Here is an 18560-nt window from a genome sequence, read left to right as displayed (position 1 = left end):
ACCTTCGCGACTGAAATCGCAAAGGACGTTTGTGCTATTTGCTTAGAACCGTTCTCGAATCGGCCGCATCGATCCAGCTGCAAGCGCACGCTCGGTTTTTTGACACCCAGGTCAGCTTCCGGCAGAGTGCGACGCTTTTTGTGGCCTGCCGCTCCTTGGCGGTCACCCAATGGGCCGTGGCTTGCGCGGCGATTCCAGGAGCCATCAATGAACGCAGTTATCGCCGCCGTCGGCATCATGCTGATCCTCAGCCTTTGCCGGGTCCACGTGGTGGTGGCGCTGATCGTTGGTGCGCTGGCGGGCGGGATGATCGGCGGTCTGGGCATAGAGGGTTCCCTCGCCGCGTTCAACAAGGGACTGGGTGGCGGCGCTACCGTAGCGCTTTCCTACGCCTTGCTCGGGGCCTTCGCCGTGGCCATCGCCAAATCCGGGCTGGCCCATGCCCTGGCCGACAAGGCGCTGGTGCTGGTCGGCCGTCAGGACGCACGCGGTGGTGGCGGCGGTTCGCTGAAGTGGATGCTGGTGGGACTACTGCTGGTGGTAGCGATCTCCTCGCAGAATATCCTGCCTATTCACATCGCCTTCATTCCGCTGCTAGTACCACCGCTGCTGTACGTCATCACTCGCCTGCAGCTCGATCGCCGGCTGATCGCCTGCGTGCTGACCTTCGGCCTGATCACTCCCTACATGTTCCTGCCGGTGGGCTTCGGCAACATCTTCCTCAACGAAATTCTGCTCGCCAACGTGGTGCGCAGTGGCGTGGACGTGACCGGTGTGAACGTCAGCCACGCCATGCTGATCCCGGCCATGGGCATGGTCACCGGCCTGTTGCTGGCGCTGTACAGTTATCGGCGCAAGCGCAGTTACGACCTGGCCCTGGTCGAGCGAACCGAACGTGTGGATGTCGCCTACAACCGCCGTAGCCTGGCAGTGGCAGGTATTGCGGTGGCCATCGCGTTCGGCGCACAGCTGTGGCTCGACTCGATGATCATCGGCGCGCTGCTCGGTTTCGTGGTGTTCTCCGCCTCGGGCATCGTGCGCTGGAAGGAAACCGACGACCTGTTCACCGAAGGCATGAAGATGATGGCGATGATCGGCTTCATCATGATCGCCGCCTCGGGTTTCGCCGAAGTGATGCGCGAGACGGGAGAGGTGAAAGGGCTGGTAGACGCCAGCGCCGAATGGATCGGCGACAGCAAGGGCCTGGGTGTGCTGATGATGCTGTTGGTCGGCCTGCTGGTGACCATGGGCATCGGCTCGTCGTTCTCCACGGTGCCGATCATTGCCGCGATCTTCGTGCCGCTGTGCGTGCAGTTGGGCTTCAGCCCGCTGGCCACGGTGTGCATCGTCGGCACTGCCGGCGCCATCGGCGATGCCGGTTCGCCTGCGTCGGACTCGACCCTCGGCCCGACGGCCGGCCTCAACGTCGACGGCCAGCACAACCATATCTGGGACACCGTGGTGCCCACTTTCCTGCACTACAACCTGCCGCTGCTGGTGTTCGGCTGGGTTGCGGCGATGGTGCTGTAACGCCGCAGGCGCAATTTCCAGACGGCCACTGGCGAGCTTAAGGTTTCGCTGGGGCCTGCCGATGACCTGAGTAGAAGCCTTCTCCCCTTGGCTTCGCCTGGCCACAAGGAAAATAAAAATGCGCCTGACCTTGAAGTCCAAAGTCGTGCTGTTGGCACTGGTTCCGGTTCTGCTGTTCGCCCTGGTGCTCAGCGGCGCTGCCGCCAAGGTGCTGTACGGTCTGGCGGAGCAGGAGGTCACCGAGACCCGTGCTCGCCTGCTGGACGAGAAGCGCAACGAACTGAAGAACTACAGCTCGATCGCCATGGGCGCCGTACAGACGCTCTACGATGCCGCTCCCCAGGGGGATCTGGCCAGCCGAGCGCAGGCCATCGCCATCCTGTCGAAGATCAAGTACGGCCAGGATGGTTACTTCTTCGGGCATGACTCCAACGTGGTCCGGCTGTTCAGAAGCGACAGCCCCGTGGATGTCGGCAAGAGCCTCAACGATCGGCGTGACGTCAACGGCGTCTACGTCAACCGCGAGCTGGTGCGCGTCGCCAAGGACAACAGCAACTACGTCAACTATTCCTCGCCGCTGCCGGGTAACGAATCGATTCAGGTGCCCAAGCTCGCCTACAGCTATTACCTGCCGAAGTGGGACATGGCCCTGGGCACGGCGATCAATCTGGACGGTGTGGAGGCGCAGATCACGACCGTTCGCGAGGGCATCGATCAGCGCGTGAGCACCATCATCACCAGCATCCTGGTAATCGCCGTGGTGTTGCTGGTGGTATTCGGCGTGATCGGGGCGATTCTCGCCAACACCTTCCTGCGCCCCCTGCAGCAGATCAAGGCCAATCTGGACGACATCGCGGCTGGCGATGGCGACCTGACCCGTCGCCTGCCGGTAACCAGCCGCGACGAGCTGGGCGAGCTGGCCGGCTCGTTCAACCGTTTCGTCGACAAGGTGCATGGCCTGGTACGGCAGATCGTCGACATGACCGGGCAACTGACCGAACTGGTCGGCCAGGTTGCCGCCCAGGCGCAACGTTCCGAACAGGCCATGGAGCGTCAGCGCCATGAGACGGATCAGGTTGCCACGGCGATCAACGAGATGTCCGCTGCTGCCCACGAGGTGGCGAAAAGCGCCCAGGGTGCGGCTGAGGCTGCCCAGCAGACCGATCGTGAAGGGCAGGCGGCCAAGCAGGTGGTCGACGGCAGCATCGCCCGCATCCACTCTCTGGTTGGCGACATTCGCGGCAGCGGCACTTCACTCGACAACCTGCAGAAGGACGTGCACTCCATCGTCAGCGTGCTCGACGTGATCCGCTCGATCGCCGAACAGACCAACCTGCTGGCCCTCAATGCGGCCATCGAGGCGGCGCGTGCGGGTGAGGCTGGCCGAGGTTTCGCCGTGGTCGCCGATGAGGTTCGGGCGCTGGCCAGCCGTACCCAGCAAAGCACCCAGGAGATTCAGGGCATGATCGACCGCCTGCAGAGCGGCACCCGCGATGCGGTCAACGCCATGCGCCAGTCCAGCGATGCCGGCGATATCACCAGCGAACAGGCCAACAAGGCCGGCACCTCGCTGGACGCCATCGCCGGGCTGATCGGCACCATCAACGCCATGAACGCGCAGATCGCCAGCGCCGCCGAAGAGCAGACCGCGGTCGCCGAGGAGATCAACCGCAGCGTGCATCAGATTGCCGGCGCAGTGGACAGCGTCGCCGACGAAACCCGCCAGGGCGCACAGACCGCACGCAGCCTGGCACAGCTGGGGCAGGGCCTGGAGCAACTGGTACGCCAGTTCAGAATCTGAGTAGCGTGGGCAGGGATGCCCTTCTCGAGAAGTTTCTCGCACTTTGTTCGGACCACAGCACACTAACGGGCATACCCCTCCTGTGATCCGACCATGCCGACTACCTCCCTCGAAAAGAAAACCTTCATCCTGCTGCTCGTCCTGGTGACGATCGCTTTCATCTGGATCCTGCTGCCGTTCTACGGGGCGGTGTTCTGGGCGGTGGCGCTGGCGGTGGTGTTCGCCCCCCTGCAGCGGCGCATGGCCCGGCGCATTGGCGGGCGCGGCAACCTGTCGGCCTTGCTGACGCTGGTCATTTGCCTGTTGGTGGCGATTCTACCGGTGATCTTCATCACCTCGGCGATGGTTGCCGAGGGCACCAGCATCTATCAGCGCATCGAATCGGGCGATCTGGATGTCGGCGCCTACGTCACCAGTACCAAGGAGATGCTCCCCGCGTTCATGCAGCAGCAGATCGATCGTATCGGTATGGGTAATCTGGACGGCCTGCGTGAGCAGATTTCCAGCGGCGCCGCGGCGGGCAGCCAGTACCTGGCGACCAAGGTGTTCTCCATTGGTCAGGGCACCATTCAGTTCGTGATCAGCTTTTTCATCATGCTCTATCTGCTGTTTTTCCTGCTGCGCGATGGCCAGGAACTGGTGCGGGATATCCGCATGGCAGTCCCGCTGGGCGACAACACCAAACGTCGCTTGCAGATCAAATTCACCCGAGTGGTTCGCGCTACGGTCAAAGGCAACATCGTGGTCGCTGCGGTACAGGGCGCCCTGGGTGGTCTGATCTTCTGGGTGCTGGGCATTCCCAGCCCACTGCTATGGGGCGTGCTGATGGCCTTCCTGTCGCTGCTGCCCGCCGCAGGCGCCGGCATCGTCTGGGCTCCGGTTGCCATTTACCTGTTCCTCAGCGGCAGCATCTGGCAGGCCGTGGTACTGACCCTGTTCGGCGTGCTGGTAATCGGCCTGGTGGACAACATCCTGCGTCCGATCCTGGTCGGCAAGGACACTCGCTTGCCCGATTACCTGATCCTGATCTCGACCCTGGGCGGCATGGCGCTGTTCGGTCTCAACGGCTTCGTTCTCGGCCCGCTGATAGCGGCATTGTTCGTCGCCAGCTGGAACCTGTTCAGCGCCGGTAAGAAGACCGTCAGATTGCCCGAATAAGAGTGCGCACAAACCAGAACGGCTGCCCAAGGGCAGCCGTTCTTCGTTATCAGGCAGAACCATCGTTCATCGGTAGCCTGGGTGAAGCCAAGCGAAACCCGGCGGCGGTAGCCGCGTGAGTGAGGGTACTCGTCTTCCTGCGCATCGCTTCGCTCAGCGGCAGGCTACGTGGTGTGCCCGGCCAGCTTTCGGATGCTGAATGAAAAATGGCTGCCCAGTGGCAGCCATTTTTCGTTGCAGTGCGATCAGAGCGCGGCGCTGAGGCCTGCCTGTTGCACCAGATCCAGCAGCGGCTGTGGGTAGACGCCGAGGATGAAGGCCAGAATGGTCACCAGAATCAGCATGATCCCACCGGCACGCTGGCCCCAGTTGAACTGGGCATCGTGGCGATGCAGATTGGGCTCGACCAGGAACAGCGTGACCATCACCCGCAGGTAGTAGAACACCGCGATGGCACTGCCCAGAATCAGCGCGCCGATCAGCCACCACAGTTGCGCCTGAACGCCTGCGGCAATCACGTAGAATTTGCCGATGAAGCCCGCGGTGAGCGGGATACCGGCCAGCGACAGCATCATCACCGTGAGTACCGCGGTCAGGTACGGACGGCGCCAGAACAGGCCGCGGTACTCGTACAGCGCGTCAGCGTCACGGCCATTGTAAGGCGTGGACATGAGCGTGATCACACCGAACGCGCCGAGGCTGGTGAGCACGTAGGTGGCCATGTATACACCGATGGCTTCCACGGCCAGGCCTTTGCTGGCGATCAGTGCCACCAGCAGATAACCGAAGTGGGCGATGGACGAATAACCGAGCAGACGCTTGAGGTTGTTCTGTACCAGAGCCAGCAGGTTGCCGAACAGGATCGAGGCGATGGCGATGACCGTCAGCAGGTCGTTCAGCCAGCCGCCGGCGGTGGCCGGAGAGAGCTGATAAAGACGCAGCAGCACGGCGAACACCGCCACCTTGCTGGCCGTGGCCAGGAACGCGGCGACAGGAGCCGGAGCACCTTCGTAGACGTCTGGCGTCCACAGGTGGAACGGCACCATGGACAGCTTGAACGCCAGGCCGATGAGCATCATGCCGATGCCGATCTGCACCAGTTGACTGCCGCTGGCACCGGCCAGACTGGCACCGATCTCGGCGAAGCTCAGGCTGCCGGCGTCGGCATACAGCAGCGCCATGCCGAACAGCAGGAAGGCACTGCCGGCTGCCGACAGCACCATGTACTTGATACCGGCTTCCAGGGAACGCTTGTTGAAGTAGGCGTAGGCGATCATCCCGTAGGTCGGTACCGAGAGCAGCTCCAGGCCGATGAACAGGCCTGCCAGGTGCTCGGTGCTGACCAGCACCAGGCCGCCGGCGGCGGAGAGCAGCAGCAGGAGATACATCTCCTCGCGGTTGCGCGGGTAGCCCTTGGTCTTGCCGTCGTCGACCGTCGCCTCGCCCAGGTAGGCGTGGGTCAGGGTCACGCAGGCCAGCGTCGCGATCAGTACCAGCGCCATGTAGTAACAGGCGAAAGTGTCGATCTGCATCAGCGGGGTGACCTGCAGCGGGGTGACGCCGATGGTCGGCAGCAGCGACAGCAGCGCCGCGTTGAGGCCGATCACCGAGAGCACGAAGGTCAGCGCGTGGCTGCGTTTCCAGGCGATGGCCAGCATCACCACGACCACGGTGGCGCAGGTGACCAGCAGCGGGAGCAGGGCGATCAGGTGTTGGGTGGTGAATTCCACAGCGTGATGTTCCATAACGTCTACTGGCCCGAAGCGAGTTGATTGAGGGCGCCGCTGAACCACTGCTGCACGCCTTGCATGCTGGCGGCGGAGGTGTCGAGCACCGGCTGCGGGTAAACGCCGAGCAGAATCAGCAGCACGGCCAGGCACAGCACCATGCTCAGTTCACGGAATTGCAGGCCTGGCAGTGGGCTGTCGTTCTTCACCGGGCCGAAATGCGCACGGTGGATCATGATCAGCGAGTACACCGAGCCCAGCACCAGACCGGTCGCCGCGATCACGGTGACCCAGGGTGCGGTCGGGAAGCTGCCGATCAGAATCAGGAACTCGCCAACGAAGTTGCCGGTGCCCGGCAGCCCCAGTGCGGCAGCGGCGAAGAACAGGCTCAACGCCGGCAGCCAGGACATGCGTGCCCAGATGCCACCCATCTCGCGCATGTCGCGGGTATGCAGGCGCTCGTACAGCTGACCGCAGAGGATGAACAGTGCAGCAGCCGACAGGCCGTGAGCCATCATCTGCACCACCGCGCCCTGCAGGGCGATCTGGCTGCCGGAGTAGATGGCGATCAGCACGAAGCCCATGTGCGACACGCTGGAGTAGGCCACCAGGCGCTTGATATCGGTCTGCGCGAAGGACAGCAATGCGCCGTAGATGATCGCGAACACGCCCAGGTACATGGCGATGGGCGCGAACTCGGCGGAAGCATTGGGGAACAGCGGCAACGCGAAACGCAGCAGGCCGTAGGCCGCAGTCTTCAGCAGGATACCGGCGAGGTCCACGGAACCGGCGGTCGGTGCCTGAGCGTGAGCGTCCGGCAGCCAGGAGTGGAAGGGCACCACCGGGAACTTCACCGCGAAGGCGATGAAGAAGCCGAGCATCAGCAGGTATTCGGTGCCTTCCGACAGTTCGGTCTTGAGCAGGTCCGCGTAGTTGAAGGTGAACACGCCGGTCTGGTTGAAGTGCACGAACACCAGGCCGAGGATCGCAACCAGCATCACCAGGCCGCTGGCCTGCGTGAAGATGAAGAACTTGGTGGCCGCGTTGATGCGGCTCTTGCCAGGGCTGCCGCTATGACCCCAGAGCGCGATGAGGAAATACATCGGCACCAGCATCATTTCCCAGAAGAAGAAGAACAGGAACAGGTCGATGGCCAGGAACACACCTACCACGCCGCCGAGAATCCACATCAGGTTGAGGTGGAAGAAGCCGACGCGGTTCTGGATCTCGTTCCACGAGCAGAGCACCGAGAGCACACCGAGCAGGCCGGTGAGGGTGACCATCAGTACCGACAGGCCATCCATCGCCAGGTGAATGCTGATGCCGAAGCGCTCGATCCAGCGCACCTGGAACTCGTGGGCCCAGCGTGGCTCGGCACCCGGCGCAGGCGCCAGGCTGAAGTCGCCGGTGCCCCACAGCCACAGGCCGAGGCCGAACAGCAGGGACATGGTCAGCAGCGCTATCCAGCGCGGCAGGGTTCCGCCGAAGCGCTCCGCCTGCCAGCACAACAGGCCGCCGATGAAGGGAATCAGGATTAGCCAAGGCAGAATCATGACGGGCGAGTTTCCTTAGAAAAAGTATTCGGGATCATCGGTCAGGCCAGCAACACAGCGGCGAGCACCAGCACGGCGCCCCCGGCGATGGAGATGGCGTACCAGCGCAGATGCCCGGTCTCGCTGCGGCTCAACACGCCATGACCGCCGCGCGCCAGGCGCGGCACGATGCCAATGGCACCGTCGATGGGGTCGCGGGCGAGCACGCGGCAGAGGAACAGGTAGGGCTGCACGAAAATCTTGTCGTAAAGCCAGTCGAAGCCCCAGGCGGCGAACCACCAGGCCGACAGGAAGCGACCCGGCGCGCTGCTGGCGACGGTATTCACGAAACTGCGCTTGCCGAGGAACAGCATGGCCGCCAGCAGGATGCCGGCCAGGGCGATGCAGCCCGAGACGATTTCCAGGCTGTGCTTGGCTTCGCCACCGGCATGGCCGGCGCTCTGCGGCAACACGCCAGCCAGTGGCGGGGTGATCCAGGCGCCGATGAAGGTCGACAGCACGATCAGCACCAGCAGCGGCAGGTTGTGGGCGATGCCATGACCGGCGTGGGCCTCGGTCTTCTGCTCGCCATGGAAGGCGATGAAGATCAGCCGGAAGGTGTAGATCGAAGTCATGAAGGCGCCCAGCAGGCCGGCGTAGAGCAGGCCGGAGTTACCGCTGGCGAAGGCTTCCCAGAGGATCTCGTCCTTGGAATAGAAGCCCACGGTGATCAGCGGCAGCGCTGCCAGGGCCGAGCCACCGACGATGAAGCTGGCGTAGGCCAGTGGCAGTTTCTTCCACAGACCGCCCATCTTGAAGATGTTCTGCTCGTGGTGGCAGGCATGGATCACCGAACCGGAGGCCAGGAACAGCAGCGCCTTGAAGAACGCGTGGGTCATCAGGTGGAAGATCGCCGCGTCCCAGGCACCAACGCCCAGGGCCAGGAACATGTAGCCGATCTGGCTCATGGTCGAGTAGGCGAGGATGCGCTTGATGTCGGTCTGAACCAGGGCGGCGAAACCCGCCAGCACCAGGGTCACGCCACCGACGATGCCGACCAGATGGAGAATTTCCGGGGTCAGCAGGAACAGGCCGTTGGTGCGGGCGATCAGGTAGACGCCCGCGGTGACCATGGTGGCGGCGTGGATCAGTGCCGAAACCGGAGTCGGACCGGCCATGGCGTCAGCCAGCCAGGTCTGCAGCGGCAACTGCGCGGATTTGCCGACCGCGCCGCCGAGCAGCATCAGGGTCGCCAGCCACAGCCAGGTATCGCCAGCCGCGTACTTCTGCGGGGCCAGCACCATCAGCTCCTGAATGTTCAGGGTGCCGAGGTTGAGGAACAGCAGGAACAGGCCAATCATCAGGAACACGTCACCGATGCGGGTGACGATGAAGGCCTTCAGCGCCGCATTGCCGTTGGGCACGTGCTTGTAATAGAAGCCGATCAGCAGGTACGAGCACAGGCCTACGCCTTCCCACCCGAAGAACAGGGTCATCAGGTTGTCGCCCAGCACCAGCAGCAACATGCTGAAGATGAACAGGTTGGTGTAGGAGAGGAAGCGCGAATAACCCTCTTCACCACGCATGTACCAGCTGGCGAACATGTGGATCAGGAAGCCCACGCCGGTGACCACGCCGAGCATGGTCAGCGACAGGCCGTCCAGATACAGGGTGAAGCTCGGCGCCAGGCCATCGACGCTCATCCACTGCCACAGGGTCTGGGTGTACACCCCGCCTGCCGGTGGTGCGCTGTTGAACTGCCACATGATCCAGGCGGTGGTCAGTGCCGACAGGCCGACCGAGCCGACGCCGATCAGTGCCGCGCTGCCTTCGCTCAGGCGACCACGGGAGAAAGCCAGAATGAACCAGCCAATCAGGGGGAACAGTAACGTCAGGAATAGGAAGTTCATCCGCGCATCTCGCTGGCTGCGTCGATATCGAGGGTGTGGAAGCGGCGATACAGCTGCAGCAGGATCGCCAGGCCGATGCTCGCTTCGGCAGCCGCCAGGGCGATGACCAGAATGAACATTATCTGCCCGTCAGCCTGGCCCCAGCGCGCACCTGCCACGACGAAGGCCAGGGCTGCGGCGTTCATCATCACTTCCAGGCTCATCAGCACGAACAGGATGTTGCGGCGCACCATCAGGCCGACCAGGCCGAGACTGAACAGCACGCCGGCCAGCGCCAGGCCGTGCTCCATTGGAATACCGTTCATGGCGTAGCGTCCTTGATGTCATTGCGGCCCAGGTGATACGCGGCGACCAGCGCGGCAAGCAGCAGCATGGAAGCCAGCTCCACGGCCAGCAGATAAGGGCCGAACAGGTGAATGCCGACGGCTTTGGCATCGACCGTGGTATGGCCGATGGTGGCACCGCTCGGTACGGCGAACAGCACGTACAGCAATTGCCCCAGCAGCACGGCGGAAAGCAGCGCCGGACCAATCCAGATGCCTGGGCTGAGCCAGGTACGTTCCTGCTCGACCGAGGCCGGGCCCAGGTTGAGCATCATCACCACGAACACGAACAGCACCATGATGGCGCCGGCGTAGACGATGATTTCCAGCGCGCCGGCGAACGGCGCACCCAGGCTGAAGAACACCATGGAAACGGCCAGCAGCGAGATGATCAGGTAGAGCAGGGCGTGCACCGGGTTCTTGCTGGTGATCACGCCCAGGGTCGAGGCAACCGCGACCCCGGCAGAGAAGTAGAAGGCGAATTCCATTATGGCAACAACCCTTTGACGTTGATCGGCTCGGCTTCATCCTGCGCGGCGCCCTTGGGCTTGCCGGCAATGGCCATGCCGGCCACGCGGTAGAAGTTGTAGTCCGGGTTCTTGCCAGGGCCGGAGATCAGCAGATCCTCTTTCTCGTAGACCAGATCCTGACGCTTGTACTCGCCCATCTCGAAATCCGGGGTGAGCTGGATCGCGGTGGTCGGACAGGCTTCCTCGCACAGGCCGCAGAAGATGCAGCGCGAGAAGTTGATGCGGAAGAAGTCCGGGTACCAGCGACCGTCCTCGGTTTCCGCCTTCTGCAGCGAGATGCAGCCCACCGGGCAGGCCACGGCGCACAGGTTGCAGGCCACGCAGCGCTCTTCGCCGTCGGGGTCGCGGGTCAGCACGATGCGGCCCCGGTAGCGTGGCGGCAGGTAAACCTGCTCTTCCGGGTATTGCAGGGTGTCGCGCTTGCGGAAGCCATGGCCGAAGACCATCACCAGGCTGCGCAACTGGGTCGCGGTACCGACCAGTACGTCCCATATGTATTTGAACATCGCTTTTTCTCCTTACTGGGCCGTGGCCAGCACAACGGCGCCGGTCACCAGCAGGTTGATCAGGGTCAGCGGCAGACAGAACTTCCAGCTGAAGGCCATGACCTGGTCATACCGTGGGCGCGGGATGGAGGCGCGCAGCAGGATGAAGATCATGATGAAGAAGCAGGTCTTGATCGCGAACCAGAAGAACGGGATCTGCGGCAGGATGCCGAACGGGCCGTGCCAGCCGCCGAAGAACAGGGTCACCAGCAGGGCGGAAATGGTCACGATGCCGATGTATTCACCGACGAAGAACATGCCCCATTTCATGCCGGCATACTCGATGTGGTAGCCGTCGGCCAGTTCCTGCTCCGCTTCCGGCTGGTCGAAGGGGTGACGGTGAGTCACGGCCACACCAGCGATGAAGAAGGTGCAGAAGCCGAAGAACTGCGGAATGATGAACCACAGGTTCTGCGCCTGGTAGTCGACGATATCGCGCATGTTGAACGAGCCGACCTGGGCGACGATGCCCATCAGCGCCAGGGCCAGGAACACTTCGTAGGAAATGGTCTGGGCCGACGCGCGCAGGCTGCCGAGCAGGGCGAACTTGTTGTTGCTCGACCAGCCGGCGAACAGCACGGCGTATACCGACAGACCCGCCATGGCGAAGAAGAACAGAATGCCGATGTTCAGGTTCGCCACGCCCCAGTTGGGGGTGATCGGGATGATCGCGAAGGCGATCAGCATCGCGCCCATGGCGATCACCGGAGCCAGGGTGAAGATCACCTTGTCGGCGAACGGTGGCGTCCAGTCTTCCTTGAAGAACATCTTCAGCATGTCCGCGGCGATCTGGAACATGCCGAACGGGCCGACGCGGTTGGGGCCGTAGCGATCCTGCCACCAGCCGAGCAGACGGCGCTCGACGAAGCTCAGCAGGGCACCGGTGACCACCACCGCAAGCAGGATGACGATGGCCTTGAGCACTTCCTGAATGATGTCGAGCAACTGAGGCGTCAGCCAACTCATCGCGCGGCCTCCCCGATGTTGGTCACGGCCGCACCGGCGATGCCAGCAGGAATGCCTGCCAGGCCCGCTGGCAAGCCAACCAGGCCGACACCCAGCTCTTCGCTGACGCGCAGCGGCAGGCGCAGGTTTTGGCCATTGACGTTCAGCTGCAGCAGGGCGCCGTCGTTGACACCGAGGCGATCGGCCTCATCCTTGGCCAGGGCCACGTAGGCCTCAGGCGTGCGTTCGGCGATCGGCGCGGCGCGCGAGGACATTTCCTCGCTGCCGAACAGGTGGTGCAGCGGTACTGCCTGCCAGGTGCCCTGAGCCGGGTTGAAGGCCGTTGGCGCGCTGAACCAGCCCAGGTTTCCACCTTTGGCTTCGATCAGGCGTACGCCTGGGTCGCCTGCACGCAGATGACCACCGACTTCGTCCTGGAACTTGTTCCAGGCCTGGGGCGAGTTCCAGCCTGGCGACCAGGCGAAGGGGATCTGCTGACGGTCTTCCTTGCTGCCCGAATAGCCTTCCATGGAGAACGCGAAAGCCGAGTCCTTGTCCTGGGGCTGACGCGGTTCGTGCACGCTGATATTGGCGCGCATGGCGGTACGCCCGCTGTAGCGGTGCGGCTCACGAGCGAGCTTGAGGCCCTTGATGCGGAACGAGGCGCTTGGCGCGGCGTCACGGATACCGGCCAGCTCGGCGCTGCTGGCCGCGCAGGCGGCGGTGACCTGATCCAGCTGCGTCCAGTCCACGCCACGGTTGTGCAGCGTGCTGTGCAGCGCGTGCAGCCAGCGCCAGCCTTCACGCACCAGGATGTTGGCGTCGTAGTAGGACGGATCGTAAACCTGGAAGAAGCGCTGCGCGCGACCTTCCTGGCTGACCAGGGTGCCGTCGCCTTCGGCGAAACTGGCGGCTGGCAGCAGCAGGTGCGCCTTGGCCGTGGTGGCGGTGCTCTGGTGATCGGCGACGATCACCACCTTGGCGGCTGCCAGGGCAGCGTCGACACGGGCAGCGTCAGCGCGGTGGTAGAGGTCGTTTTCCAGCACCACCAGTGCGTCGGCCTGGCCCGAGGTGAGCGCGTGCAGCGCGTCGTCCAGGCTGTTGCCGGCGAACTTGTCGCCCATCAGCAGGGCCAGGCCCATGCTGTTGGCTTCCGGCACCACCAGACTGATGGAGCCGGCCTTGTCGCGATTCTTCAGGGCGCTGGCGATGTTCGCCGCTGCTTCGATCAGGGCGCGATTGCCCAGCGAAGCACCGGAGACGATCAGCGGGCGCTTGGCGTTCAAGAGCGCGTCGGCGATGCGTTGCACCAACTCGGCGGCTTCAGCTTCCAGACCTTCGACTGCCGGTGCGCTCGGGTCAATGGCGTGAGCCACGGCGAAACCGATACGCGCGAGGTCGTCCGGCGCGGCGTGTACGCACTGCTCGGCAACATCGTCGAGGCGCGTGGCGGTGACGCTGGCAATGAACAGTGGATTGAGCGCGTGCTGGGCGACGTTCTGCACCGCAGCCATGTGCCAGTCCTGAATCTTCGCACCGGCCGCGATCTCGGTGGCCTTGCCCTTGACCGACTGGCGCAGCGCCAGAGCGATACGGGCGGCGGTCTGGGTCAGGTCTTCACCGAGCACGAATACCGCGTCGTGGTCTTCGATATCGCGCAGGGTCGGCACCGGCAGCGGGCCGTTCTGCAGCACGTCACGGATCAGGCGGATATTGGCCTGCTCAGCCGCCGCGATACCGGAATAGAAGTTCTCGGCGCCGACCAGTTCGCGCAGGGCGAAGTTGCCCTCGAGGCTGGCACGCGGCGAGCCGATGCCGATCACCTTGCGGTTCTTCAGCAGGGCAGCGGCCTGATCGAGGGCGGCATCGAGGCCCATCTTCATCTTGCTGAGCACCATCAACGGCTGACGCGGACGGTCTTCACGGTTGACGTAGCCATAACCGAAACGGCCACGGTCGCAAAGGAAGTACCCGTTCACCGAGCCGTTGAAGCGGTTCTCGATGCGACGCACTTCGCCATAGCGCTCGCCCGGGCTGGTGTTGCAGCCGCTGGAGCAGCCATGGCAGATGCTCGGCGCGAACTGCATGTCCCACTTGCGGTTGTAACGCTCGGAGTGGGTCTTGTCGGTGAACACGCCGGTCGGGCAGACCTCGACCAGGTTGCCGGAGAACTCGCTTTCCAGGGTGCCGTCTTCGACACGCCCGAAATACACGTTGTCGTGAGCGCCGTAGACGCCCAGATCGGTACCGCCAGCGTAGTCCTTGTAGTAACGCACGCAGCGGTAGCAGGCGATGCAGCGGTTCATCTCGTGGGCGATGAACGGGCCGAGTTCCTGGTTCTGGTGAGTACGCTTGGTGAAGCGATAACGACGGGCGTTGTGGCCGGTCATCACCGTCATGTCCTGCAGGTGGCAGTGGCCGCCTTCCTCGCAGACCGGGCAGTCGTGCGGGTGGTTGGTCATCAGCCATTCGACGACGCTCTTGCGGAAGGCCACGGCCTCTTCGTCGTCGATGGAAATCCAGCTGTTGTCGGTCGCCGGCGTCATGCAGGACATGACCAGGCGGCCGCGCTTGTCGTTTTCGTCGGTGTACTGCTTCACCGCACACTGGCGGCAGGCGCCGACGCTGCCGAGCGCCGGGTGCCAGCAGAAGTAGGGGATATCGAGTCCGAGGGACAGACAGGCCTGCAGCAGGTTGTCCGCACCATCGACTTCGAGATCTTTGCCGTCTACGTGGATAGTGGCCATTTTCTTCAGTCTTCGTTTGCCCACCCGAAGGTGGACGGGCTAAGGGAATTCTTTGTCGTGACCCGGGCCGGACGGCGCAGCGCGCCCACATGTCCGGCCATCAGGCTCATACCGCGTGTGCCGCCACGGGCGGCTGGATCGCGTCGGTGATCACACCGGCGTCGAACTCCTCGCGGAAATACTTGATCGCGCTGCCCAGCGGCTCCACGGCACCCGGCGCGTGAGCGCAGAAGGTCTTGCCGGGGCCGAGGAAATTGACCAGGCCGAGCAGGGTGTCGATGTCCTCGCGGGTGCCTTGCTTGCGCTCCAGAGCGCGCAGGATCTTCACGCTCCACGGCAAACCGTCACGGCAGGGCGTGCACCAGCCGCAGGATTCGCGAGCGAAGAACTCTTCCATGTTGCGCAGCAACGACACCATGTTCACCGTGTTGTCGATGGCCAGGGCCAGGCCGGTACCCATACGGGTGCCGACCTTGGCGATGCCGGCGGCGTACATGGAAGCATCCAGATGTTCGGGAAGCAGGAAGCCGGTACCGGCGCCGCCTGGCTGCCAGGCCTTGAGCGTGTAACCGTCGCGCATGCCACCGGCGTAGTCTTCGAACAGTTCGCGGGCGCTGATGCCGAATGGCAGCTCCCAGATGCCCGGGTTCTTGACCTTGCCGGAGAAGCCCATCAGCTTGGTGCCGTGGTCTTCGCTGCCTTCGCGGGCCAGGGATTTGTACCAGTCGACGCCGTTGCCGATGATCGACGGCACGTTGCACAGGGTTTCGACGTTGTTGACGCAGGTCGGCTTGCCCCACACACCCACGGCGGCCGGGAAGGGCGGCTTGGCGCGCGGGTTGGCGCGACGGCCTTCCAGGGAATTGATCAGTGCGGTTTCTTCACCGCAGATATAACGCCCGGCGCCGGTGTGTACGAACAGCTCGAAGTCGAAACCGCTGCCGAGAATGTTCTTGCCCAGCAGGCCGGCAGCCTTGGCTTCGTCGATTGCCCGATTGAGGTTGGCGGCCGCGTCGACGTATTCGCCGCGCAGGAAGATGTAGCCACGATAGGCCTTCAGCGCCCGGGCGCTGATCAGCATGCCTTCCACCAGAAGGTGCGGCAGCTGTTCCATCAGCATGCGGTCTTTCCAGGTGTTGGGCTCCATCTCGTCCGCGTTGCACAGCAGGTAGCGGATGTTCAGGGATTCATCGTTGGGCATCAGGCCCCACTTCACGCCCGTGGGGAAGCCAGCACCGCCACGGCCCTTGAGGCCGGAATCCTTGACCGTCTGCACGATGTCGGCCTGGGCCATTTCGGCCAGTGCCTTGCGGGCAGCGGCATAGCCGTTCTTCTGCTGGTATTCCTCCAGCCAGACCGGTTGCGCGTCATCGCGCAGGCGCCAGGTCAGCGGATGAGTCTCTTCGCTGCGAGCGATGCGGTTCGCCGGGCCGAAAGACGTCAGCAGGTTCGAGCTGCGACTGATCATTGGAAATTCTCCAGCAGTTGCGCCACGCCTTCGGGTTGAACGTCACCGAAGGTCTCGTCGTCGATCATCATCGCCGGCGCCTTGTCGCAATTGCCCAGGCAGCACACGGGCAGCAGGGTGAAGCGGCCGTCAGCGGTGGTTTGCCCAGGCACGATGCCCAGCTCGGACTTGATGCTGCCGAGAACGTTTTCATGGCCGCCGATGAAGCAGGTCATGCTGTCGCACACACGGATGATGTGGCGGCCGACGGGCTGGCGGAAAATCTGGCTATAGAAGGTGGCGACACCTTCCACGTCGCTGGCCGGGATCCCGAGGATCGCGCCGATGGCGTCGGCGGCGCCGTCCGGCACCCAGCCGCGTTCCTTCTGCACGATCTTCAGGGCTTCGATGGACGCCGCACGGGGGTCTTCGTAGTGGTGCATCTCGTGCTCGATGGCCGAGCGCTCGGTTTCGCTGAGGGCGAAACGGTCGGTCTGAATCAGGGCTGCATTGCTCATGGTGTTTTCCTCAGCGATCCACGTCGGCCATAACGAAGTCGATACTGCCCAGATACGCGATCAGGTCAGCGACCATGCTGCCGCGGATCACCGAAGGGATCTGCTGCAGGTGCGGGAAGCTCGGGGTACGGATCCGGGTGCGATAGCTCATGGTGCTGCCGTCGCTGGTCAGGTAGTAACTGTTGATCCCCTTGGTCGCTTCGATCATCTGGAAGCTTTCGTTGGCCGGCATGACCGGGCCCCAGGAAACCTGCAGGAAGTGGGTGATCAGCGTTTCGATGTGCTGCAGCGTGCGTTCCTTCGGCGGCGGCGTGGTCAGCGGGTGATCCGCCTTGTACGGGCCTTCCGGCATGTTGCGCATGCACTGGTCGATGATCTTGATGCTCTGACGCATCTCCTCGACACGCACCATGCAGCGGTCATAGGCATCGCCGTTGACGGCCAGCGGCACCTCGAACTCGAAGTTCTCGTAGCCGGAGTAGGGGCGTGCCTTGCGCAGGTCGAAGTCGCAACCGGTGGCGCGCAGGCCGGCCCCGGTGGTGCCCCATTCCAGCGCTTCCTTGGTGTTGTACTGAGCGACACCGATGGTCCGCGCCTTGAGGATGCTGTTGCGCAGCGCGGCCTTCTCGTATTCGTCGAGGCGCTTGGGCAGCCAGTCGACGAATTCCTTGACCAGTTTCTCCCAGCCGCGCGGCAGGTCGTGAGCGACACCGCCGATGCGGTACCAGGCCGGGTGCAGGCGGAAACCGGTGATGGCTTCGATCACCTTGTAGGCACGCTGGCGGTCGGTGAAGGTGAAGAACACCGGGGTCATCGCGCCGACGTCCTGGATATAGGTGCCCAGGAACAGCAGGTGGCTGGTGATGCGGAAGAACTCGGCCATCATGATGCGGATGGTGTCGACCTTCTGCGGCACCTTGATGCCCGCGAGCTTTTCGACCGAGAGCACGTAAGGCAGGTTGTTCATCACCCCGCCGAGGTAGTCGATACGGTCGGTGTAGGGAATGAAGCTGTGCCAGCTCTGGCGTTCGGCCATCTTCTCGGCACCACGGTGGTGGTAACCGACCTCTGGCACGCAATCGACGATTTCTTCACCGTCGAGCTGCAGGATGATGCGGAACGCACCGTGCGCAGACGGGTGGTTGGGGCCGAGGTTGAGGAACATGTAGTCCTCGTTCTCGCTCTGGCGCTTCATGCCCCAGTCTTCGGGGTTGAAGCGTGCGGCTTCCTCCTCGAGCTGTTGCTTGGCCAGGGTCAGGCTGAACGGATCGAATTCGGTGGCGCGCGCCGGATAGTCCTTGCGCAGCGGGTGACCTTCCCAGGTCGGCGGCATCATGATCCGGGTCAGGTGCGGGTGACCGGTGAAATGGATGCCGTAGAGGTCCCACACTTCGCGCTCGTACCAGTTGGCGTTCGGCCAGATACCGGTCACCGAAGGCAGGTTGAGATCGCCCTCGCGCAGGGCCACCTTGATCATCACGTCGCTGTTACGCTCCAGCGACATGAGGTGGTAGAACACGGTGAAGTCAGCGTCCGGCAGGCCGCGACGCTGAGTGCGCAGGCGCTCGTCGACGCCGTGCAGGTCATACAGCATGACGTAGGGGCGCGATGCCTGGCGCAGGAAGCGCAGCACCTCGACGAGCTTGTCGCGGCCGACCCAGATGACCGGCATGCCGGTGCGGGTGGCCTGCAGCGTGAAGCTGTCGGCGCCAAAACGGGATTGAAGCTCAACGACGACGTCTTGGTCGTCCGCCTTGTACGGCGCAATGGACACGGTGGTGTCTGCAGTCATGGTCTCGATCGCTATCGGTCAACGGTGAGAGTGAATCCGGCCTTGCTGGAAAGCG

General features: G+C 63.5%; 14 protein-coding genes. 3 read left to right on the top strand and 11 right to left on the bottom strand.

The features are described from left to right. The first annotated feature begins 207 nt into the window (after positions 1–207). From QRN22_RS04720 to QRN22_RS04710, 3 genes are all read left to right on the top strand, one after another. Positions 208–1530 carry a Na+/H+ antiporter family protein gene (locus QRN22_RS04720; protein WP_042552625.1) on the top strand — a complete coding sequence of 441 codons (1323 nt, stop codon included), beginning with the start codon at positions 208–210 and terminating at the stop codon, positions 1528–1530. A gap of 118 nt (positions 1531–1648) precedes the next feature. After that, positions 1649–3331 carry a methyl-accepting chemotaxis protein CtpM gene (gene ctpM / locus QRN22_RS04715; protein WP_042552626.1) on the top strand — a complete coding sequence of 561 codons (1683 nt, stop codon included), beginning with the start codon at positions 1649–1651 and terminating at the stop codon, positions 3329–3331. Positions 3332–3424: 93 nt separating this feature from the next. Continuing rightward, on the top strand, positions 3425–4489 hold the full coding sequence (locus tag QRN22_RS04710; protein ID WP_042552627.1) for an AI-2E family transporter: 1065 nt from the start codon (positions 3425–3427) through the stop codon (positions 4487–4489). 245 nt (positions 4490–4734) lie between these two features. On the opposite strand, the gene nuoN is transcribed toward QRN22_RS04710, so the two are convergent. From nuoN to nuoC, 11 genes are all read right to left on the bottom strand, one after another. Continuing rightward, a complete protein-coding gene (gene nuoN, locus QRN22_RS04705) occupies positions 4735–6219 on the bottom strand; it encodes an NADH-quinone oxidoreductase subunit NuoN (protein ID WP_042552628.1) in 1485 nt (494 codons plus the stop codon). Between the two features lie 20 nt (positions 6220–6239). After that, on the bottom strand, positions 6240–7769 hold the full coding sequence (gene nuoM, locus QRN22_RS04700) for an NADH-quinone oxidoreductase subunit M (protein ID WP_042552629.1): 1530 nt from the start codon (positions 7767–7769) through the stop codon (positions 6240–6242). A gap of 41 nt (positions 7770–7810) precedes the next feature. Beyond that, positions 7811–9658 (bottom strand): NADH-quinone oxidoreductase subunit L, encoded by a 1848-nt coding sequence (nuoL, locus tag QRN22_RS04695; protein WP_042552630.1) that lies wholly within the window; start codon positions 9656–9658, stop codon positions 7811–7813. Further along, the gene (gene nuoK, locus QRN22_RS04690) at positions 9655–9963 is read right to left on the bottom strand and encodes an NADH-quinone oxidoreductase subunit NuoK (protein ID WP_027905359.1); all 309 of its coding nucleotides are present in this window, start codon (positions 9961–9963) and stop codon (positions 9655–9657) included. The genes nuoL and nuoK overlap by 4 nt, the downstream gene beginning before the upstream one ends. After that, positions 9960–10469, bottom strand: coding sequence for an NADH-quinone oxidoreductase subunit J (gene nuoJ, locus QRN22_RS04685; protein WP_042552631.1), 510 nt, complete (start codon positions 10467–10469; stop codon positions 9960–9962). The genes nuoK and nuoJ overlap by 4 nt, the downstream gene beginning before the upstream one ends. Next, the gene (nuoI, locus tag QRN22_RS04680) at positions 10469–11017 is read right to left on the bottom strand and encodes an NADH-quinone oxidoreductase subunit NuoI (RefSeq protein WP_042552632.1); all 549 of its coding nucleotides are present in this window, start codon (positions 11015–11017) and stop codon (positions 10469–10471) included. The genes nuoJ and nuoI overlap by 1 nt, the downstream gene beginning before the upstream one ends. Before the next feature lie 12 nt (positions 11018–11029). Then, positions 11030–12022: an NADH-quinone oxidoreductase subunit NuoH gene (gene nuoH, locus QRN22_RS04675; protein ID WP_042552633.1), complete on the bottom strand. Its 993-nt coding sequence runs from the start codon at positions 12020–12022 to the stop codon at positions 11030–11032. Then, the gene (gene nuoG / locus QRN22_RS04670) at positions 12019–14748 is read right to left on the bottom strand and encodes an NADH-quinone oxidoreductase subunit NuoG (RefSeq protein WP_042552634.1); all 2730 of its coding nucleotides are present in this window, start codon (positions 14746–14748) and stop codon (positions 12019–12021) included. The genes nuoH and nuoG overlap by 4 nt, the downstream gene beginning before the upstream one ends. Before the next feature lie 106 nt (positions 14749–14854). Continuing rightward, the gene (gene nuoF / locus QRN22_RS04665) at positions 14855–16216 is read right to left on the bottom strand and encodes an NADH-quinone oxidoreductase subunit NuoF (RefSeq protein ID WP_042552635.1); all 1362 of its coding nucleotides are present in this window, start codon (positions 16214–16216) and stop codon (positions 14855–14857) included. Further along, entirely contained in the window at positions 16213–16713 is a 501-nt protein-coding gene (gene nuoE, locus QRN22_RS04660) for an NADH-quinone oxidoreductase subunit NuoE (RefSeq protein ID WP_042552636.1), read from the bottom strand. The genes nuoF and nuoE overlap by 4 nt, the downstream gene beginning before the upstream one ends. 10 nt (positions 16714–16723) lie before the next feature. After that, complete coding sequence (nuoC, locus tag QRN22_RS04655; RefSeq protein ID WP_042552637.1) at positions 16724–18505, bottom strand: NADH-quinone oxidoreductase subunit C/D; 1782 nt, start codon at positions 18503–18505, stop codon at positions 16724–16726. Positions 18506–18560: the final 55 nt, after the last annotated feature.

This window comes from Pseudomonas sp. MEJ086, from assembly GCF_030209025.1.
Lineage (GTDB): Bacteria > Pseudomonadota > Gammaproteobacteria > Pseudomonadales > Pseudomonadaceae > Aquipseudomonas > Aquipseudomonas fulva_A.
The sequence above is the reverse complement of the archived record's forward strand: the minus strand, read 5'-3'. Positions and strand labels throughout refer to the sequence as shown.